Origin of the sequence: Flavobacterium sp. N502536 (assembly GCF_025947345.1) — a bacterium.
Classification (GTDB): Bacteria; Bacteroidota; Bacteroidia; order Flavobacteriales; family Flavobacteriaceae; genus Flavobacterium.
This window is the reverse complement of sequence record NZ_CP110011.1, coordinates 4,547,317-4,567,282: the sequence shown is the minus strand read 5'-3', so window position 1 is coordinate 4,567,282 and position 19,966 is coordinate 4,547,317. Positions and strand designations below refer to the sequence as shown.

Genomic DNA, 19,966 nt, shown 5'->3' with positions numbered 1-19,966 from the left:
AGTCATTTATTTCGCTTCAAGGATATAAAAAGCTCCTTCACTGATAATTGTTTCATTTGTTTTTAATCCGGAGAACACGGCTATTTTTCCATTTTGTGATATTCCGGTCTCGATGTAACGACGGACATATTTGCCCGGCTCTGATTGGACGAAGACAAAGCTTCTGTCATTGACTTGCAATACTGCCTTGGCGGGTATGAACAAGGTATTTACGGGCTTGTCTGTAAATTTTACAGAGACAAACATTCCCGGTTTAAGGATATGATCGGTGTTGTTACAGGCTATTAATACCTGTACGCTTCGGGTATCCTCATCTATTATTTCGTCGACATGATAGATTTTACCCGAAATTTTCGTGTTCGGATAAGCGCCGGAACTGATTTCGGCCCCTTGTAGTTCTTGCAAAAAATGAATGTCTTTTTCCTTAATCTGCCCCGCAACCCATACATTTTTGAGATCGGCAACCTTTGCTTTTGGCCCGGCATCTTCTTTTAAATACTGTCCCAATACCAGTTCATTGGTTATCACTTCTCCGGCTATGGGTGAGGTGATCACTAAGGGCTGACCGAAAACCAGTTTGTTGGTGTTTATTCCAAAAACTTTAAGGCTGGCCATCGCATTTTGGTATTCTTTTTCATTGATTTCGAAATTGGTTTCGGCTTCTTCGAGATCTTTCTGTGAACCAACACCATGCGTTTTCAGATCTTTTTGACGTTTTAACGAAAGACCAGCAACCTGATAAGCCGATTTAGCCTGAAAGAAGTTTTTCTGAGCGGCTGTAAAATCGGGAGAAACCATTTCAAATAAAGGGGTTCCCGGCAGTGTTTTCATTCCTAGTCTTGCATGTACTTTGGTAACTCTTCCGGAAAAAGGAGGAGCAATTTCGGCATACGAATTCGGAATTGCTTTGACAGTTCCGGCAGTTTGTAATTCGAATTGATACGGCTCGGTTTTAACGGTTTCTAATTTTAGTTTGACGGCAATATTTGATTTTTGCGGAACGAGGATCGTATCTCCCTTTAAAGAAAAGCTTTCAACCTCTTTTTTTTCGGTTTTGTTCTGGCAGGCTAACAGCATTGAAGCTGTCATTATAACAAGTAGAAGGTTTTTACATTCGGGATTTCGAGGGCAGGTTTTTGATCGTTGAAGTCTGAAAAGTTTTGTAGTCTTTAATGTCATGTCATTTTGATTTTTACGCATTAATTAAATTTTGCGGTTCGCTATGGATAAAGCATTACCGCAGAAAATTTGGGAACAGTAGTATTGGTAGGGTAACACATCGTGTGTCACAACAACAAATCATGATCCTTAAATCTGGCGCAAAATTAGACTGGCAATCCCGAAAGAGCCATTAGAGACCTTTTAGAAAAAAATTAGAATTCTATTAGAAAATGGGGCAAAACCGCTTTTGGGTTTTAGAAAATAACCCGGTAAAATAAAGAGAATGTACCGCTGTTTGGAGTACGTATAGGAAGAAAAAACAAGCTGACACTTCTTTAAGTTAAGAATGAATCGTAAGTGTTTAAGGTGTTGAAATAGAGTGGTTTTGCGTAATGGTATAACCTGGCTTGTCATACTTTTTTATGACAGCAGTTCGACTCTGAATAACAGAAGGTCTAGCATTGAAAGAATGCTATTGTAAGTTGAAGGTTACGGTAAAAGTTGTTCCCTGATTTTTTTGGGAGGTAACGGTGATAACCCCTTTGTGGAGCAGAATGATCTTCTTTGTTAAGGAAAGACCAATACCATTTCCATCGGCGTGAGTTTTATTGGAACCTCTGTAAAATGGAGTAAAAATAGACTCCAGTTCTTCGGGTAAAATACCAATCCCATTGTCCGAAAAACGAAGTTCTATTGTATTGCTGAGAAAGGAAATGGAAACCATGCTTTGCTGATCGGCAGAAAATTTACAGCCATTTTCAAATAAATTGGCAAAAGCAACTTTTAGAAGATACTCGTTTCCATAGATGGAGATCTGACTGTCCTCTTCAAAATCGTTCTCAAAGTGGATGCTAATGTTATAGTCCGGATTTGACTTTTGAACTTGTTGGCGGGCATCTAACAGTACTTCATCAATACGAAGCTGTTTAAAAGCAATTTCCGAAGGATCGTAATTGGCTTTCGCAAGATCGAGCAAACTGTTCGAAAGTTTGGCTAGTTTTTTGGCATCCTGTAAAGTGTTTTGAATGACTATTTTATATTCTTCCGTATTGCGTTCTTTATGACCTGAGAGCTCTAATTCGGCAATAATTGCTGAAAGTGGTGTTCGAAGCTCGTGCGAGATGTTTGAAACAAATTGTTTCTGAGAGTCGAAGGAACTTTCGAGACGGTTCAGCATTTTATTGAACGTGGTAGCCAGTTCGGTAATTTCATCTTTGTTTTTCGAAGTGTCCAGACGCAGATCAAGATTTGTAGCCGAAATGGTTTTGGCTTTGTTCGTCATTTTAACAATAGGTTCAAATGCTTTTTTTGAAAAAAAACGTCCGGCAACGTACAGCAGCAGAATCGATAAGATAAAAACAAGGATACAGGTTTCAAGGAGGTTGTAGAATTTGATGTAGCCAAATCCGTCATATGCTGCGGCCGTGATAATGTACTCTTTTCCCTGAAATCGATAGGTCATGCCTATAACCTGCCATTCTTTTTGATAAAATTTTATTTCGCCTTTACGGGCAATTTCATTAATCATCGACTTGGTTTCTTTCACCACATCAATATCAACAGCATCGTGATAGAGTAGGTGGAAAGCAGGGGTATAAATGGCAACTTCAACCTCGTTTAAGGTGGCTCTGTTGTTTTTGTAAATGTCTTGTAGTGTTTTACTGTCGACTTCAGCATTCAAAAATAAATTGGCTTTGGTGACGGCCTCTTTCTTTAACAAAGCATAGAATTCTTTTTCTCTGTTTTCTTTTGCAGAAATTAGAATAATAGCAGCAAACACTAATAAAATAGTGGCCGTGACAAGGGTAAACAATAGGGTTAGCCGGGTTCTTGTTTTCATTCTGTTTTCAAAATAAATCCCATCCCCGATTTTGTATGAATGAGTTTTTTATCATAATCCCTGTCAATTTTTTTTCTCAGATAGTTGATATAGACATCAATAAAATTGGTACCGGTATCAAAATGAGTGTCCCACACTTTTTCGGCTATTTCTACGCGCGAAAGCACCCGCTCGGGGTTTTGGAGCATATACTCTAAAAGTTTAAATTCTTTTGGAGTAAGGCTAATTTCAGTTTCATTTCTTCGGATACTTTTGGTTTGAAGGTTCATTTCAAGTTCATCATACTTCAAAATAAAGCCAGTGGTATGAATGGAATTGCTACCGCTTCTTTTTAACAAAGCTCTGATACGAACTAATAATTCCCTCATTTCAAAAGGCTTTGTGAGGTAGTCATCGGCTCCCGCATCAAAACCTTCCACTTTATCATCTGTCGAGCCCAAAGCGGTTAACATTATGATAGGAAGATCAGGTTTGATCAAACGAATCTCTTTACACAAATCAAGTCCGTCCATTTTAGGCAGGATGATATCGGTAATAACCAGATCGAAAGGGTTATGTAACACCAGTTTTTTCGCAGAGAGACCGTCATAAGCCACTGTTGGGAAAAATCCGTGTTCAGTAAGTCCGCGCTGAATCAACTCAGCCACTCTTTGGTCGTCTTCTACTACTAAAATTTTCATCTCTACAAAGTTATACGATTGAATGTAGAATGGGAAAAAAATTAGGTATTAATTAAAGACGAAGCTTAAGTATTGGTACGGCAAACCCAAAGTTTGCCGTTTGTCTTGCTTGAGAGTTTGAGTATTTTACGGCCGATGACTGTAGGCATTAAACCTTTCTGGGATCTCCTTTTAGATAGGTTTTACTATATTTAAAATACTCGGTCGAGGTTCTTTCTCCTGCTTTGCCATCAACTCTTAAGACGCTTCCGGCGCTATTAAGAAGTTTTTGCAGTTCGGTAGCTTCGGCGGTAGCCGTTCCGGAGAAATAGCTTGTTTTGTTTCCCTGAAGTAGTATGCGTTCCACGATGTGTGGATTGGGCAGGGTAATCAAATGCTGCTCCATCATACGTCGCAACAAAACGGCAGCGCCACATTGTTTAGAAACGGCGTTTGGATCATACTTACCATCCTGAACATACTTGCCTTTGGTATAATGGTTGGAGTAACTCCATAAGTAAGGCGAATTAATTCCTTGTTTGTAATATCCCAATCCGTTAAACAATTCAAGTCTGTAGAGAATTCCGGAAATGCTCCAATCGGTCCATGTGTTTAGTTTGTCGTAAATCAAAGCATCATTTGCACTTACTTCCCAGGTAAAGGGTGGTTTTCCTACTTTCGGGCGTCCTGCAGGAACCTGAACGGTACGATTGGTAAGCGGATCACCGTTGTGCAGGTGCCTGTCGAACCTCAAACTTCCTTCCATACAATGTATAATTGCGATGATATACCAGGGAATATTCAGGGGATTGCCTACGGATTGATACCTGGTTTTATTGTCTACTATTTTTGCTACAAGTGCATCAATTTCAGGATACTTAGCTGCTTTTATGATACAGCTGGCAAATAGTTTCTCGTAATTGGTCTTTTTGTCTTCGGGTACTGTTGTTGCCATGATAGTTTGTTATAATTAGGAATTAATTTGGTGTACTTTTCAAAAATGTATAAGCTTCTATTCAACCAGTTGGATTCAATTCGTGGTAACAAATAGGTAGTTCGGTTTTTTGACTAAGGCATTTAAAAGGGTAAGGTGAAGGTTAAATAAATGCGTTTTGTTATGAGGCGTAAAATTTATTTTCCGCGTGTAAGCCTAGCATTGTTTTTGGTGACAATCAGGGAGTTAAATTTCGATACTGTAAAATTAGTTAAAAAAAGTATTGCTGCTTTTAACGTATTAAAAAACAGGTATTTATACGGTTTCTTTGGAAGGCTAATTTGGAGACGAAATAGTAGCCGCGGGATAGAATCTTTCAACGCAAAAATGCGATTGGGCAGTTAGGAGAATTAGTCTGCATAAAAAATGATATAAAATTGTGCAAAATAAAAAGGAATTAGTCTCTTGTATTTTTCAAAAGTGGGAAAGCTTTGGGCTAATAGAATCGTAACCCTTTCAAAAGGATTTAGTTAGTGTATTCGTAACATTTTTTGATAAAAAGTGAGAAGTAAAAAACAATTATGGGTTGATTTTTATAGATTTGTAGAATCAATTTATTCCCAAAAATGGATTGGGGAGCAATTATAAAACTTTAAGACAATGAAAGCTGTTACTTCACTATTTTTACTTTTAATATTTGCCAGTCCAAATTCTTATTCACAACTAAGTTCAGATAAAATATTCGAAAGTTTTAAGCAGGGAGAGCGCACCAATTGTTCATCGATTGCCTTTATTAAAGCTTCTCTAAATGTTTACGGACTGGACAATTTGTTTGTAAATGAAAAGATGGCGGACAATTCACATAAAATTACCTTAAAAAATAATGCATCCTTTTATCTCAAAGAGGATGAACTAACGAAAGCCACAGTATCAGCCGGTTTTATTTATATCAAAGACAATTGCGAGAGCGAACAAATTACAGATTACGCCGTACTGACTTATGCTGTAATGGCAAAATACAAGCAAATTATAGATAAGATCTCAACTTTTGATGAAGCATTGGAGGATTTAGAAGATGGTTCGGTACACACTCCTACAATTTATAAATATTTAGGATTTAAAGAAGGCAAACAAGTTCAAAAGTTAAAGCGACAGTCGGGAAGTGAATTTTGCGGAGTTGTTGCCTGGTCTACGGCTCATGCCGTTTTTGTTTGTGAAGATTTTATGGACTATTACGGCAATAAAAAAAGTATCTGGATCAAGTATCCGGGACGTTTTAGGGTAATTAAATCATAAAACGAGAGACAAATTGCTGTAAAATTTCAGCATTTTTCAAAATTACAACAGATCGTTACCCCAGTAAAACAGGGCTTACAGCACCTCAGAATTGTCTTATAGATTGATATAATGCAAATTGTTAAAATTTTTAAAAAAAAAGGAATCATTAAACTTGCGGCTTAAGTTAAATTGTATACTTTTGTTTTCCTCAACAACCAATTACATTAACAAAATGAAAAATAGTATTATTTTAGTAAGTTTCTTTTTCTTTCTTGCAACTGGCGCTATTTCAGCACAGGCGAAGAATGCTCCAAGAAGTATAATCAGTACAACAGCTATTATCCGCAAGTACCATGATCAAAAAGAATTGAGTGGTATGCAAAAAGGAGAACTTTTGGAATTATACATTGAGCGTATTAAAGTTTTAGTAAAAACACTTCCGTACATCGCTTTGGTTACAAAACCAGGTGTAACAATGGCTGACTTAGGTATTCCGGACGATAGTGAACACAAAAAAGTATTAGACGGTCAAGCCGAAGGAACAACAACATTTTTGGATACAACTGTAGATTTCCAAAGAAAAATGATGCCTTACTCAGATAAAGGAAATTTAATTGCTGCAATTTTATTTTACGAAAGCACATTAAAATCATTACACGAGTTTAACGACATTAACTAGTGTAAATAGGGATTCATTCCACAAAAAAAAATAAAAACCTCCAAAGTCATTTGATTTTGGAGGTTTTTTTATTTGAAATAGTTGAGTCACAGGTTAGATTTTACTTTGAAGAGATAAAGGTGCCAGGAAATTTTGTCTGACTGTAGTACGAGTTCATTTTGTACTAATTCATATTGATTGCATAACAGGCTTATAATATCATTACTAATTGAATTACTATAAAGAGAAACAATAAGATAGTCGCTATCCGTATTCGTAATAAATCTGGACACCAGATCTTTTGGGTTTTCCAAATAATAGAGCACTTCATTAAAGATAATGATGTCGTAGGGTTCATTGGTATTGAATTGGGTAAGATCGGCAACTTGAAAAGAGGAGTTTGTAAAATTTTGCGCTTTGGCTCTATTAATGGCAGTGAAAGATAAATCAACACCCAGTATTGTTGAATAATCAGATTCCTTGAGATAGGAGTTAAGTGCTCCGTACCCGCAACCCAGATCTAATATTTTGGGTTGTTTTATAGTAGAGGCTTTGATAAATTCAATGATTTTTTCGTATCTCTCTTTTTCATCTTTCATGTAGTCCCATTTGCCTATGGCATATTTATAATTCCAACTACATTTTTTCCTGAATTTTTCTAATCGTTTACTAAAATTTAACTTCATTTTTATGTTTTTTCGATTTTTAAGGTGATTCTATTTTGATAAAAGTCCAATGTCAAATACTTTAAAAAGATGAACGATAAACGAACAAATTAATAAGAGCTAACTGAAATCGAATAAAGTTACTGTTCTTTTTATTTGACTGAATGTTAGTGTAATAAAAGAATCTTTATTTGTAGTATCTGATTTATAGAGCTGCTACATTTGGAAGGATTGGGTAATTCCTTTGCCTTTACTAGAGTAATTCTTCTAGTACTACGATAAGATTGATGTTCTATTATTTCTATGTTTTTTACCCACAAAACAGGTATTACTACTTGTCTTCAATCGCTATAAATTAGGTTACTTTACAATCTTGTAAGAAATTAACTGATAAAGATTTAGAGTCTTAGAAATCGCTCTGAACACCTTTTGAACAGGATGATTTGGTATTGATCGAACAGTAAATTGCCCCGTATTTTGCATCAAAAAAAAGATGGGTTTGAAAGGGTTTTTACAGGAATAAAAAGCTTTGAGCGGGAAGGAGAATGAGAGGCGGATTTTTGAATACACAACTTATTAACGCTAAAAAAAGAATATTATGTTAAAACGCAAAGACCTCGAAGAAGGAGGAAATTTAAATCAGCTCACGGCTGATTTTGCTCAAAAGGCAAATGAAGCGGTATTTGAAGCTCTTCAGGAAGAAGAAGGAATATTACACAAGCTGCTGTCCAAGTATCAAAAAGTTCTGATTGAAGATCCTATCCGACCTTTTTATGAAGAGAACCTTCAAACCATTGTAAAAAATGTAGATTACGGTATTTTAAGAGTATTAGAAGGCACCTGGGTAAGCTACAACAATAACAATGACAACCAGTCTCAGAAAAAATTAGTAGGCAGCGGTATTCATACCACCATCATGCCTTCGCCTGGTACAGGTGCAGGAACCATTCCGGGAAAATACAGCTTTGAATGTGAAGAATATATCGAAAAACTGACTTTTAACCTGGTACCCGGAGGCGTTCGCAACCGTGGAGGAGCAAATGAGCAGTTTTGTGGAGCAGTAAAATACGAGCAAAGTATTAAAAGTGTAAACAGCATACCTGGGCAGGATTCTTTATTATATACCCCAATTCACGAAGAGAATGGTATGTATTTATGGTTGAGTGATATCTTTAATTATGCGGCAACGGATAAAACGATTAAAGAAGACCGCGGTGTACATGCAGTATCGCCAAATAACCCGCACAAAGATTTATACAAAAGCGGATATCAGGACGAAACCCTTTTTCTAATCAAGGACGATCAGGGCAATAAAGAATATGTAACACTCGAAAACTTAAACGGACGTAAGTATTATGAGATTATCGCTTCTAAAGAACTAAAAGCGGGAGCGGGCCAAACCGGACCTTACTTTATACCTGATTACTCGATTTCCCGAAGTGGCGTAATTCCACATGGAAGTACAATTACATTGCTGGGAGATTTAAAGCCAAATAAATCAGGTTATTTGATTAATGGTGCTCCAAAGTACGCGGAAGGGTTTGCGGCCTGGGACTATAAACATCTTGCTATTTCGCAAACAATGGGAGGAGCAGATACGAGCAATGAGCCTATAAATCTTGATGCACCGCCACCACCTTGGGTATTTGAGACATTGGATGATAAAAACGATGAAGGCGAGAATAAAATTTATACTCAACGAATATTAGCGCATCATTTATATCCTTATTCGGTACGGCCAGATTTACGCCTTCGTGATACGTTGAAAGGTGAAGACGTAAGAAACCATGTATTGCTCGAATTGTCGTCCAAAAATAAAACAGGAGCACAAGGAGGGATATTAAATGTTCCGTTTGTAAATCGTTTTGTTCCTACGGTCGAAATGAACATGAGAATGTGGTTAGAAACAATTTTTGAAAATGATAAAGAAATTCTTCAGTTGCAATACGAGCAGGTTATATTTTTCGAATTTGATTTCGGAGACGACGGAGGTACCACAAGCTGGCCGCACATTCAAGTGAATACACTTCGTAAAATGGAAGATGTTTCCCCTGAACAAAAACGTTTAATCGAGGAACAATTCCCGGGTACTTATAAAGCCGGATCATCGGCATCATCAGGGCCCGCTTCAGAATGTCCTTATAAAAAAGAGTAAACAAGAAAATAAAACAACAACCTCGGGTTGTTGTTTTATTTTGTAATAGATTGATTGTAATGGGAATAAAATGAGTTATTTGAGAGTTAGTTTTTGTCTAGCTTTAATATAGTCAATTATTTTATTTGTCTTATATAATTGTTTATTCCTTTCCCAGTATTCGAATGCTTGCTGAATAGAACGGTCTGGAATACCGGCATCGAAGTTTGGCATACCTGGAATTCTAAATGGGGAAGGCTTTAAATGTCTGTCTTTAATAACTTCTTCTATAAAGAACTTATTTGTTTGTATTGCTTCCTCTAAATATTTATCCGCTCGTTTATAATTATCTTGCAGAATACTTATCGCAACTAAACCAAATTTGAATTCTATTGAAAAATCATCAGAATACTTATTTAGTAATTGTTGAGCTTGTTTATAATCTTTTGCCGCAAATAATGTTTCAAGTAATAAATATCGAATTCCTTGGTTATCATTTTCATTTAAAGCTAAATTAAGTTTATATATTTCGATTGCTTGAGAATAATTTTGATGATATTGACATTCTAATCCAAAAGATTGGCAAGCTCTTAAAAAAGGGCGATTATTTATATTAGACCAAGGCAACTTGTCTTTTTTTAAATTGAAGGATTTTGGCAAACAATTCTTACCTAAATTAAATGATTTTTCAGCCGTTAAGAAACTTTCAAACTTTTTCCCCTGATTTCTGAAAGATATACTTAAGTGATTGTATGCATCGATATAGTATGGATGTTTTGTAATCAGTTTTTTAAAAACCTTTTCGGCCATTTGATCATCATTGTCTAAAAGTTTTACTGCATGCCAAAATTCATCACTTATTTTTTCATTATCAATAGATGAAGGGTAAATAAATTCCCAATTATTCTCATTATATTGTTGTACTATCGGTTCGATTATTTTACTAGTCATAGATTTTATTTTTGCTAAATTTCTTAGAAGCAATTATATGCTTTTTCAATTTTTAAATGTTCAACCAAGGAAGTTCAGTATCGAAAATTGTTTTATGTGCATTTTGTAGCTTATGATATTCACTGAAAGATTTTGTAAGTCTTCTATATTTTTCAGGTAATTTCACATCAATCATTCCAATTACAAAATTAGATTCTTTAAGTTTGACAAGGAAAAAGGTTGCTGTTTGATTTGGGAAATAATAAATGTTTTTTTTGCGGGGGGCTTTCGTAATAACCCTATGATCGACGATTTGTCCGAGCATAGGATCATTTATATAAAGTGGTATTATATTTTCAATATCGATATTTTCATCAGACAATGCATCTTTTCTTACGGTTATAAAGCCATCATCGGAGATGCCTTTAACTCTGATGATTTTATCAGTAGTACTGTTTACTACGATACTTCCAATTCTAAGCTCTTCAATTTTCATAAGGGTCTTATGTTAAATTATATATAGTGGTTATACCAGTTTTGACAAGTGCAGAAACTATAAATGATATGGGGTATTTGATAGAATATGTTGGTGTAGAAGAAGTAACGTTTCTTTGTGCCACTTTTTAGCAGCAGCAAGTCTCTCTTCATTTTTTCGGGGAATTTTACCTAAAGGAGACTCTAAAAAGAAAGTCGCAAAAGGTTTGATGCGAGCAGTAAAATAATCTCTTTGCCAATCAATATCTCTGCAAGAGGTTATAACAACATCGGCATCTGAATTCTGTTTTAATTTTTTGATCAAACCATTCATACATTTTTTATCGTCTGTGGCAGAGTGAATAATAATCTTTTTTCCAAGTCGGTGAATGACAATAGAAAAGTCATTGTATTCTTCCTCAGAATTTGGCAAAAAAGAAGGAAATGGATTTCCGTTTATATCCGCTGTAAGACCAGTGGTCAACCATTCTGCAATAATATTGATTGAAGTTGTTTTACCCGTTTTGGGTGCGCCTGAAATAACTAAAAAGTTCATAAACTGTATTGTTTTTTATTATAAAGATTAAATTCTTATTGATTAAGGGATCATTTCTTAAGAAAAAAGAACTGCAAGCCTTTTTATTTTTGCGTTATTGAAATCCGATGAAACTAGATTTGGGTTTCATGCTAAAATATTGAATATATATGGAAGAATAAAAAGGAAAACCGTAATTAGTAAATAATTTCCTTGATTTTTTTAGGTTACGAAAATCAAGTAGAAACACTTGATTTTTATGTTTTTAGGATTGGTATATTTGAGGAGCTTTTTTAGTTATGAATTCCAGTCTTGATAGCAAGGCATTAACCAATTAACCGTTACATATCATGGCAACACCTTACACAGTTGACGAAGCAGATTATCAGGCTGACTTTATAATTTCTGAAAATTATATCAAATTTACCGCTGAGTTGCTTCGGCTTTCTTTATTGGCCATTGCAGGGTTTGGTGCACTTTTCGTTGCGAAAATAAAAAATGAAGGATTAGCTCCTAAATTAGATTACTCTGAATTTATTGTAGCCTTAGTATTTTTTGTTATTTGTTCAGGCGCTTGTCTGTGTCACAGGTATTTTGCCACAGACGCAATGAGTTGGTATATTTGTTTATTGCGCGCTCAGAACAATGGAAATGCGGCTAAAGCGAGTAAACAAAAAAAGGGTTTGCATCGAACATTACTGTTTTCGAGAATCTTCTTAATTCTCAGCGAATTTTCTTTTGGATTGGGGGTGATTTTTTTCTTTATCGCAATTTATAATGGTATTAAAGCTGTATGATTGTGAGTTATCTTAAAACATAGAAACATAGAGTATTTTCAAAAAACATCCTATGTTTCTATGGGGTAAATTAGTTTTTTACTTTAGATTATTTGAGATTCATTTTTTTGTAGATATCATCATACTTTTCATAGTTGCGAAGAATAGTTGTAGGAGGGAGATTGAGTTTATTGGAGATCTTCGATACGTCGCCTACACTCTTAATAGCTTCTATAAATTTGAGATCACTTTCCGGCGTGTCAATGGGGTTATTTCCCAATAGCGTGTTGAGACGCTCCTCTTTTAGCAATTCGGGTGCGATTGAATTCGCAAGGATTTGTGTCGCTTTTCTTTTGATATTTTTACTGAAAATTTTTGATTTATCCAGCAGCTCATTGTACAGTTTTTCCATAATTAAGAGGTCTTCTACCGCTGAAAAATTGTTCCAGAAGATATCAAAACTCAGACTGTCCAGCACACGATCCATTATAGACCCGGGTCTGAATTCCATTTTTTTTCCGGCAGTTACCATACATTTGGCCATTATCGCCGAGACGATTGGTAATTGATCTGAATTGATCTGCTGCTTGCTGTCTTTTAAGGCTGTGAGTAATGCAATGTCGGGAAGGTATAATATTGGTACATTGGCAAATTCTAAACTGTCCTGTTCGTTTTCCGTAACCAGATGAAGAACATGCAAAAGGGCGACCAGATAGGGATGGGCTTTTATAGCAGAGCGATCCGAAGGAGTCAGCAGTTTATAATTGCTGTAGTCTTTATAAACATATTGAATTTTGTCCAGTAACAAGTATTTGTCGTCCGTTCTGTTAAATCCAAATTTATTGTCATAGTAGAAAAAACTGTTCGAAAAATCGGGAGTTTGTTTGTAGCGCAGCAAAAACTGGGTTTGAAACCGGTCATAGATATAAAAGGGAAAAATTCTGCGTTCCTTTTCTTTTTCATATTGAAGGAAATACATCCCTTTTTTGAGTCGGGCAGAAAAAACCAGTACGGAAGCATCCGGATCGATAAACGAGTTTTTATCCCTGAAACGAATATATAGTTTACCGTTAGGATCAAATAGAGAAAAGCTCGTCAGCAGCTCTATAACGGTTTGCTCTTTATTTGGAAAATCCCTGTCATAGGCCGCAGCAAAGAAAAAGAAATTAGGAATCTTATTATTGTCACTTGATGTACATTTTCGACTCCACGTTTCAGCAGGGTTCGAAAAATACTCATGCGTTGTTGCAAATTCCATACTGGGAGAAGTCATTGGGTAATGGTAATCCAAAACGAAATGCTCATCCTGGCTTACAGTCAGAAAGTATTCCTCAAAATAGTCTATAAAAGAAGCTTTTAATTGGTAGATTCCTTTTAGCAGTGAAAGTTCAAGTTTTTGGGTCTCTTCCTCTACAATTTTGTTCAGTGTGCCATCAACAAGTACAAGTTGCAGCCCTTCCAGAGGTTGTCTGAAAGAAATATGAATGGAATATTTAGGATCAGAATCGTTCATAACTGATTGTTTTTGGAGAGTAATTGATAAAAGTTTTGGGTGGTGCTGCAGTATCAGTATTGTCTTTTAACTGATGGAAGCCTTTGGCCAGCCTTTTTAGTTGCAAAACCTGCCCTATGGTAACATCACCGTGCCAGACTTCTTCGAGGTTAGGACCGTAGAGGGTCACATTGGAGTTTCGTTCGAAGGTAATTTCGCAATTGTATTTTGGCAGTCTCACAGGAACTTTGCAAATCAGAATCTGATCTCCGCCATTTAGGAAATCGGCTGAAGCATCCTGTATTTTTTTGAATTTTTCGGCATGACTTTTAAAATTGTTCCGAATATGATTCGTAAGATTCATTGCCGTAATTTGCCCGGTTGCATCACTATCGGCATCACCATTGAGACTGTCGATAAGGAAAGTGGTAAAAGCCCCTCTTTTTTTATCAGACTCTGATTCTTTTGGTTGTTCGTCGTTCGCTGCTCCACCGTCTGAAGGATTGTTTATTACCGGATCAATAGTCACCTCATAACTCAGTTTGCCGTAGGCGGTAGAATTACAAATGAGCACTTTTGGATTCCGGTTACCCACCGGAAGATTCCAGGGACCCATAGGGGAATTCCCTTTAATTAGCGTATCATGTTCACGGCAGCAATCAAAGAAAATTAGGATCTCATCAAACGCTCCCGCATTGGTAAACCAGGTGCGGTAATCCATACCCGAGATACAATGGTTGATTAGTGACGGCCAAAGACGAAGGCACAGTGCCGTATTCTCAAAAGTGACGCCTATACCATGCCCGGAGAAATAAAAATACAATCTGTTTATTTCATTTTTCGGTCTGGCAACACGATTCATTTCGTTGATGGCAATGTCAATTTCGGGACCACTAACGAGCAGGTCTGCGCTGTTGGAAACAAAGAGTTTGAGGTTTTCTTTTTTAACACCTCCTTTTGTTTCCAGCCAATTGGCAAAAGCTTTCGCGTCAGCTACAGCACCCGACAATGGTTTTTTCTCGTAATGGTCGATTCCTATTACAATAGCATAATCCATAATTAAACGATATTGATAGTTGAAAGGATTGATTTCAGAGTGGCAGGGTTGTTGTCAAAATCACCATGGCGGAAAGAATCGGTCCACATGCTGTTATCCGTATTGGTGATATCATCTGACAGTGCCAGCTTATTGCTCATAATAAAGCTATTGATCGTTTTCAATTCGGCGAAATTTTCATAACGTTTTTTAGCCTTAAACTGCTCATGAAGCCCCATTATCTTTGCATCGGTTTCGTCTTCGAACAAGCCTGATACCAGATAGAGCAGGGAGTAGGTGTACAGGTATTTAACGCAGTAATCTTTTTTCTCATTCTCTTCCTTCATGGTAAACATCTTGAATTTTTTGTAAACCCCATTCTGTTTAGCAGGAATTCCTTTTGCGATAAAGAGGTCGGTTCTGCAGGCAGGCGCCAGAAAAACAACATTGTTGTATTTTAATTGTTTGAAATTTTCGGATGTTGCGGCCAGCATGTTACAAATTGCGATAGAGCCCGCGCTATGACCTACGAGTTCGATAGCGAATTTTTTACCTGCATTTTGTCTTTTTTGATAATGTTTTTCTAATAAGGAAAGAAAATAGGTTCCGGCATGTAAATCGTCACCCGAGCGTCCTTGATTATCATCAAACATTTTTTGGGCCTTTTCTTTCATTTCAGACCAGCCCCATTTGCCTACACGGTCGATATAAATCTTTCTAAAAGTTTCTTCTACAATAGTTGGGTAAAAATCGTGATGGGTCTCTTGCGCGTAACGTTTCAGCACTGCAAACGCAATTTTGGCTACAAGTTTCCCTAGCGTCAGTAATAATCCTCTTGAATCTCCTGCATCGGGATCAGGTTCTGCCACTTCAATTTCTTCTGTAGCCATTTCATCTTCTGCGCGGATCATGGTATTACTTTCCTGTTCAAGTCTGGCCAGGAAGCCTTCTTCATCATCTTCATCAAACATAACGCTTCCGCTTCGGCTATTTCCGAGTTGATTGTTTAGTTGAGCAAAGGGATAAACTTTTAGTTTTTCTGCTTCAATTGTCGGGTTGTCAAGTGTTACTCCACCACCACGTGCACCAACGCCCAGCTTTTTGCCTACAATTTTAATCACATAATTAAGTACTTTCTGGAATTGATTGTCTGAGCTTTTGGCACTAAGATTTTCGACTATGATTTCCCAAAGACCTGTTTCCCATACAAAGGTAACCGCATGTGTTTTGGATGGAGCATCAACGAAATTGGTACGCATAACTTCAGCCGCTTCCATTCCGCTGGCTTCATTTACGAGTCCGCCATGGAAATAAACGAGCAATCTTTCGATGTCGTGATCTTCCAGATGTTTGAACAGGTTGTCGACATCGGCAGGTGTAGTATAATAGTCTCCGGATTTTTGAAATGTTCCGCCCGGTCCGGCGTTTACATAATAGATTTTTTCAAGATTTGTCATGGATTTTGGTTTATTTTTTGGTTTGTTTCTGGTTGGTAGTATTCTCAGTGAGCCAGCCTTTTTGTAACAACAAAAGGCTTGTGCAGGTGATCTGGATTTGCAGAAAAAGAGAGCAAATTCTAAAGTTCTTTTCGGTTATCAATACTTATTTTGGAGTGTGATCTTTATCTTTAAATCAATTTCTTCAGCGTATAAGGGATACTTTGCTTTACCCATACTTACGGTAAGGGCAACAGACTTTAGCTGGTATTAAAAGATAGTTTTTATTGATAATGGTCAGGTCAATGGTTAACGCTACTGATTAAGTGAGCAATGATAAAATGATAACGTAAATTTAAAAATAAAAACACGAGTACTAACAGGTAAAAACACCTGTTTATTTTAGTAAAACAGAAAAAGAAACCCCTGTATTTCGGCTGTTTTTTCTTTACCAAAAAAAAGGAATGGATCACTTTTTGTTTCCTCTGAATAATTTGCTGATGGAGGATTAATTGAATTTTAGTGCTAAGTTTGTAAAGGTATATTGAATCAAAAAATCTGATCAAATAAGGATATGAGTACATTATTTGTTAAAAACATGGTTTGCAACCGTTGTATTATGGTCGTTCAAAACGAACTAGAAAAACTCGGGTTGGATTTTACCAATATTAAGCTGGGTGAAGTTACGCTAACAAGAGAACTCAACTCTGAAGAAAGAAACGCGCTGGAGGAAGTACTGGTTCCGCTTGGATTTGAAGTCATAGATGATAAAAAGAGCAGAATCATCGAAAAGATAAAAAACATCATTATCGAACTGGTGCACCATCAGGATAATGATACCAAAAATAACCTGTCGGATATCCTGAGCGAGAAAATCAATCATGACTACAACTATCTTTCAAATTTGTTTTCGGAGGTAGAAGGTACTACCATAGAAAAGTATTTCATAGCACAAAAAATTGAGAAAATTAAAGAGCTTTTGGTTTATGATGAGTTATCGCTTAGTGAGATCGCTTTGCGCTTAAACTATTCCAGTGTTGCCTATCTGAGCAATCAGTTTAAAAAAGTAACCGGATTAACACCAAGCCATTTCAAGCAAATCCGGAAGAGAAAAGAAAACCTTTGGATGAGGTTTAAGTAAATTTTACAAATCAAATCCATAATTCCACAATAAAAAACAGCGGTATTGTTGCCAACTTTGCAGTTATAAAAGAACAAGCGAATTATGGCAACAAATTATAATACTAAGGAAACAATTTACATTCCGCTGGAAGATGTAGAGAGCGAGCACTGTGCATTAATCGTTGAGAAAGGATTAGCAGAAGTTAAAGACGTTGAAACCCACAAAGTAGAAGTCAATAACCGCAGAGCTGCTATTACCGTTAAAAACAATGAAACGGTTGGTAATGCCGTAAAGGCGATAAAAGACCTGGGATATGGTGTGCCAACTGTCAAAAATACATTTCCTGTTTTAGGAATGACTTGTGCCTCTTGTGCCGGAAGTGCAGAAAGCATCGTATCTTATGAACTGGGAGTAGTGGATGCATCGGTAAACTTTGCAACAGGAAATCTTACCGTAGAGTATCTTCCGAATCTCACCAATGCTTCTACACTGCAAAAAGCCGTTCAGGCCGTTGGTTACGACTTGCTAATTTTAGACGAATCGAAACAACAGGAGTCTCTGGAGGCTATTCATGCAGAGAAATTTAAAAAACTAAAAAACAAGACCATCTGGGCCGTTCTGCTGTCGCTACCCGTAGTAGTGATAGGGATGTTCTTTATGGATATGCCTTATGCCAATGAGATCATGTGGCTGTTTTCGACACCCGTAATTCTGTGGCTCGGTAAAGATTTCTTTATAAATGCATGGAAACAAACGAAGCATGGTTCGGCCAATATGGATACATTGGTCGCTTTGAGCACCGGAATTGCCTATTTGTTTAGTGTTTTTAACATGTTATTCATGGATTTCTGGCACCAACGCGGATTGCATGCCCACGTATATTTTGAAGCAGCGGCAGTTGTTATTGCCTTTATTCTGTTGGGTAAATTGTTGGAAGAAAAAGCCAAAGGAAATACTTCATCAGCTATTAAAAAATTAATGGGTTTACAGCCCAAAACGGTGATCGTGATTCAACCCGACGGAACAGAAAAACAAGTGGCTATTGAGGAGGTAAATGCCGGAGCTATTATTCTGGTAAAACCAGGTGAAAAAATCGCTGTTGACGGTATGGTTCTTTCCGGTCAATCTTATGTAGATGAAAGTATGTTAAGCGGTGAACCGGTTCCGGTATTGAAAAAAGAAAATGAAAAAGTATTTGCCGGAACGATCAATCAAAAAGGAAGTTTTCAGTTTCAGGCGGTTAAAGTAGGTAAAGAGACCATGCTGGCCCAAATTATCAGAATGGTGCAGGACGCTCAGGGAAGTAAAGCCCCTGTGCAGAAATTAGTCGATAAAATTGCCGGTATATTTGTTCCGATAGTAATTGGTATAGCAATTCTAACTTTTATTGCCTGGATTGTTCTGGGGGGAGATAATGCTGTTGCACAAGCGCTATTGGCTGCCGTTACGGTATTGGTTATTGCCTGTCCTTGTGCTTTGGGACTGGCTACACCAACAGCGATCATGGTAGGAGTAGGTAAAGGTGCCGAAAACGGAATATTAATCAAAGATGCCGAAAGTTTAGAGCTGGCAAGAAAAGTAACCGCCATCGTATTGGATAAAACCGGAACCATTACCGAAGGAAGACCACAGGTAACCGGTATAAAATGGTTCAACGATGACGCTACAACTAAAGAGGTTCTGCTAAGCATCGAAAAGCAATCCGAACATCCGTTGGCAGAAGCCGTGGTAAAGAACCTGGAAGGCGTAACAACTGTCGTTTTATCAGATTTTGACAGTATTACCGGTAAAGGAGCAAAAGCCACTTACCAGGAGCAAACCTATTATGTAGGGAACAAAAAGTTGTTGGCAGAGAACACTATTGTGATTCCGGATTCACTGTTGAATCAGGCAGAGGAATGGGGCAAAGAATCGAAGACTGTGATTTGGTTTGCCAATAGTCAGCAGGCACTTTCGGTTATTGCAATTTCAGATAAGATCAAAGAGACCTCAGTTCAAGCCATTAAAGAATTGCAAGACATGAATATTGAACTGTATATGCTCACAGGGGATAACGAAGCTACTGCAAAAGCGATCGCTGCCCAAACCGGAATCAAACATTATAAAGCAGAAGTACTGCCACAACACAAAGCCGACTTTGTAAAAGAATTGCAGCAACAAGGTAAAACGGTGGCAATGGTAGGTGATGGTATCAATGACAGTACAGCCCTGGCAACCGCCGATGTAAGTATCGCAATGGGTAAGGGGAGTGATATTGCAATGGATGTGGCCAAAATGACCATCATCTCTTCAGATCTGACGAAGATACCACAAGCCATTCGTTTGTCTAAACAAACGGTAGCGACGATCAAACAAAACTTATTCTGGGCATTTATTTATAATCTTATCGGTATTCCGCTTGCTGCGGGGATACTGTATCCGATAAACGGGTTCTTGCTGAATCCAATGATAGCCGGTGCTGCAATGGCTTTAAGCAGCGTAAGTGTGGTGAGTAACAGCCTTCGCTTAAAATGGAAAAAGTAAACTCTTGATGCGTTTGCCCAACGGCGGTTTCCAAATTTAAAGGCCGCCGTTTTTATATTTTTTTATAATTGATTTGTAGTAATGACCTCATTTTTCCCCTTCCAAAGCATTTTGGAGCGGGTTAAATTGAGGTCATTTTTAGTTAATGGTAACACCCGAAACATGGCTAATGTCAGTCGGTGGGTTGTGATTCTAGCTTTAGGACCCGTAAAAATATAATTAAAGTAATGGTTGAAAAGAATTGATTTGGTCTAATGGTTAACAGTAATATGGATAAATGTAAAATTTATAATGTAAACTTAAAGCGACAGT

16 protein-coding genes and 1 pseudogene are annotated in these 19,966 nt (G+C 37.1%); 6 read left to right on the top strand and 11 right to left on the bottom strand.

From position 1 onward, the window contains the following. Positions 1-6 precede the first annotated feature (6 nt). The 4 genes from OLM61_RS19200 to OLM61_RS19185 all read right to left on the bottom strand — a co-directional run bounded on the left by OLM61_RS19200 (position 7) and on the right by OLM61_RS19185 (position 4,615). Positions 7-1,179, bottom strand: coding sequence for an efflux RND transporter periplasmic adaptor subunit (locus OLM61_RS19200; RefSeq protein ID WP_264524198.1), 1,173 nt, complete (start codon positions 1,177-1,179; stop codon positions 7-9). 454 nt (positions 1,180-1,633) lie between these two features. Then, positions 1,634-3,001, bottom strand: coding sequence for an ATP-binding protein (locus OLM61_RS19195; RefSeq protein ID WP_264524197.1), 1,368 nt, complete (start codon positions 2,999-3,001; stop codon positions 1,634-1,636). Further along, the gene (locus tag OLM61_RS19190) at positions 2,998-3,681 is read right to left on the bottom strand and encodes a response regulator transcription factor (RefSeq protein ID WP_264524196.1); all 684 of its coding nucleotides are present in this window, start codon (positions 3,679-3,681) and stop codon (positions 2,998-3,000) included. Before OLM61_RS19190 ends, OLM61_RS19195 begins: the two co-directional genes overlap by 4 nt. Positions 3,682-3,829: 148 nt before the next feature. Further along, on the bottom strand, positions 3,830-4,615 hold the full coding sequence (locus OLM61_RS19185) for a hypothetical protein (protein WP_264524195.1): 786 nt from the start codon (positions 4,613-4,615) through the stop codon (positions 3,830-3,832). A gap of 639 nt (positions 4,616-5,254) precedes the next feature. Between OLM61_RS19185 and OLM61_RS19180 the strand changes: the two genes are divergently transcribed. Both OLM61_RS19180 and OLM61_RS19175 read left to right on the top strand, forming a co-directional pair. Continuing rightward, complete coding sequence (locus OLM61_RS19180) at positions 5,255-5,890, top strand: hypothetical protein (protein ID WP_264524194.1); 636 nt, start codon at positions 5,255-5,257, stop codon at positions 5,888-5,890. A 214-nt stretch (positions 5,891-6,104) separates the two neighbouring features. After that, on the top strand, positions 6,105-6,551 hold the full coding sequence (locus OLM61_RS19175) for a hypothetical protein (protein WP_264524193.1): 447 nt from the start codon (positions 6,105-6,107) through the stop codon (positions 6,549-6,551). An 86-nt stretch (positions 6,552-6,637) separates the two neighbouring features. Here the strand turns inward: OLM61_RS19175 and OLM61_RS19170 are convergent, their stop codons facing one another. Continuing rightward, on the bottom strand, positions 6,638-7,216 hold the full coding sequence (locus tag OLM61_RS19170) for a class I SAM-dependent methyltransferase (RefSeq protein WP_264524192.1): 579 nt from the start codon (positions 7,214-7,216) through the stop codon (positions 6,638-6,640). A gap of 577 nt (positions 7,217-7,793) precedes the next feature. On the opposite strand from OLM61_RS19170, the gene OLM61_RS19165 reads away from it, so the two are divergent. After that, complete coding sequence (locus OLM61_RS19165; protein WP_264524191.1) at positions 7,794-9,350, top strand: peroxidase, FMP-type; 1,557 nt, start codon at positions 7,794-7,796, stop codon at positions 9,348-9,350. 75 nt (positions 9,351-9,425) lie between these two features. Here OLM61_RS19165 and OLM61_RS19160 read toward each other — a convergent pair whose 3' ends face one another. From OLM61_RS19160 to OLM61_RS19150, 3 genes are read right to left on the bottom strand one after another with little or no spacing between them, the layout of a single operon-like run. Continuing rightward, positions 9,426-10,280: a tetratricopeptide repeat protein gene (locus OLM61_RS19160; RefSeq protein WP_264524190.1), complete on the bottom strand. Its 855-nt coding sequence runs from the start codon at positions 10,278-10,280 to the stop codon at positions 9,426-9,428. Between the two features lie 52 nt (positions 10,281-10,332). After that, on the bottom strand, positions 10,333-10,755 hold the full coding sequence (locus OLM61_RS19155; protein ID WP_264524189.1) for a hypothetical protein: 423 nt from the start codon (positions 10,753-10,755) through the stop codon (positions 10,333-10,335). Positions 10,756-10,812: 57 nt separating this feature from the next. Further along, entirely contained in the window at positions 10,813-11,289 is a 477-nt protein-coding gene (locus OLM61_RS19150; protein WP_264524188.1) for a hypothetical protein, read from the bottom strand. Between the two features lie 329 nt (positions 11,290-11,618). Between OLM61_RS19150 and OLM61_RS19145 the strand changes: the two genes are divergently transcribed. Further along, entirely contained in the window at positions 11,619-12,065 is a 447-nt protein-coding gene (locus OLM61_RS19145) for a hypothetical protein (RefSeq protein WP_264524187.1), read from the top strand. Positions 12,066-12,153: 88 nt separating this feature from the next. On the opposite strand, the gene OLM61_RS19140 is transcribed toward OLM61_RS19145, so the two are convergent. Genes OLM61_RS19140 through OLM61_RS19130 form a run of 3 tightly spaced genes read right to left on the bottom strand, consistent with a single transcriptional unit; the run spans position 12,154 to position 16,029 of the window. Beyond that, a complete protein-coding gene (locus OLM61_RS19140) occupies positions 12,154-13,557 on the bottom strand; it encodes a hypothetical protein (RefSeq protein WP_264524186.1) in 1,404 nt (467 codons plus the stop codon). Beyond that, the gene (locus OLM61_RS19135) at positions 13,544-14,593 is read right to left on the bottom strand and encodes a caspase family protein (protein ID WP_264524185.1); all 1,050 of its coding nucleotides are present in this window, start codon (positions 14,591-14,593) and stop codon (positions 13,544-13,546) included. The genes OLM61_RS19140 and OLM61_RS19135 overlap by 14 nt, the downstream gene beginning before the upstream one ends. 2 nt (positions 14,594-14,595) lie before the next feature. After that, positions 14,596-16,029: a hypothetical protein gene (locus OLM61_RS19130; protein WP_264524184.1), complete on the bottom strand. Its 1,434-nt coding sequence runs from the start codon at positions 16,027-16,029 to the stop codon at positions 14,596-14,598. Between the two features lie 553 nt (positions 16,030-16,582). On the opposite strand from OLM61_RS19130, the pseudogene OLM61_RS19125 reads away from it, so the two are divergent. Both OLM61_RS19125 and OLM61_RS19120 read left to right on the top strand, forming a co-directional pair. Next, positions 16,583-17,145 (top strand): annotated as a pseudogene (locus OLM61_RS19125) (helix-turn-helix domain-containing protein). A gap of 88 nt (positions 17,146-17,233) precedes the next feature. Further along, positions 17,234-19,654 carry a heavy metal translocating P-type ATPase gene (locus OLM61_RS19120; RefSeq protein WP_264524183.1) on the top strand — a complete coding sequence of 807 codons (2,421 nt, stop codon included), beginning with the start codon at positions 17,234-17,236 and terminating at the stop codon, positions 19,652-19,654. The last annotated feature ends 312 nt before the right edge of the window (positions 19,655-19,966 follow it).

Excerpts from the sequence above, each read along its gene's own strand:
- OLM61_RS19200 (WP_264524198.1), bottom strand. The coding sequence starts at position 1,179 with ATGACATTAAAGACTACAAAACTTTTCAGACTTCAACGATCAAAAACC.
- OLM61_RS19195 (WP_264524197.1), bottom strand. The coding sequence starts at position 3,001 with ATGAAAACAAGAACCCGGCTAACCCTATTGTTTACCCTTGTCACGGCC.
- OLM61_RS19190 (WP_264524196.1), bottom strand. The coding sequence starts at position 3,681 with ATGAAAATTTTAGTAGTAGAAGACGACCAAAGAGTGGCTGAGTTGATT.
- OLM61_RS19185 (WP_264524195.1), bottom strand. The coding sequence starts at position 4,615 with ATGGCAACAACAGTACCCGAAGACAAAAAGACCAATTACGAGAAACTA.
- OLM61_RS19180 (WP_264524194.1), top strand. The coding sequence starts at position 5,255 with ATGAAAGCTGTTACTTCACTATTTTTACTTTTAATATTTGCCAGTCCA.
- OLM61_RS19175 (WP_264524193.1), top strand. The coding sequence starts at position 6,105 with ATGAAAAATAGTATTATTTTAGTAAGTTTCTTTTTCTTTCTTGCAACT.
- OLM61_RS19170 (WP_264524192.1), bottom strand. The coding sequence starts at position 7,216 with ATGAAGTTAAATTTTAGTAAACGATTAGAAAAATTCAGGAAAAAATGT.
- OLM61_RS19165 (WP_264524191.1), top strand. The coding sequence starts at position 7,794 with ATGTTAAAACGCAAAGACCTCGAAGAAGGAGGAAATTTAAATCAGCTC.
- OLM61_RS19160 (WP_264524190.1), bottom strand. The coding sequence starts at position 10,280 with ATGACTAGTAAAATAATCGAACCGATAGTACAACAATATAATGAGAAT.
- OLM61_RS19155 (WP_264524189.1), bottom strand. The coding sequence starts at position 10,755 with ATGAAAATTGAAGAGCTTAGAATTGGAAGTATCGTAGTAAACAGTACT.
- OLM61_RS19150 (WP_264524188.1), bottom strand. The coding sequence starts at position 11,289 with ATGAACTTTTTAGTTATTTCAGGCGCACCCAAAACGGGTAAAACAACT.
- OLM61_RS19145 (WP_264524187.1), top strand. The coding sequence starts at position 11,619 with ATGGCAACACCTTACACAGTTGACGAAGCAGATTATCAGGCTGACTTT.
- OLM61_RS19140 (WP_264524186.1), bottom strand. The coding sequence starts at position 13,557 with ATGAACGATTCTGATCCTAAATATTCCATTCATATTTCTTTCAGACAA.
- OLM61_RS19135 (WP_264524185.1), bottom strand. The coding sequence starts at position 14,593 with ATGGATTATGCTATTGTAATAGGAATCGACCATTACGAGAAAAAACCA.
- OLM61_RS19130 (WP_264524184.1), bottom strand. The coding sequence starts at position 16,029 with ATGACAAATCTTGAAAAAATCTATTATGTAAACGCCGGACCGGGCGGA.
- OLM61_RS19120 (WP_264524183.1), top strand. The coding sequence starts at position 17,234 with ATGGCAACAAATTATAATACTAAGGAAACAATTTACATTCCGCTGGAA.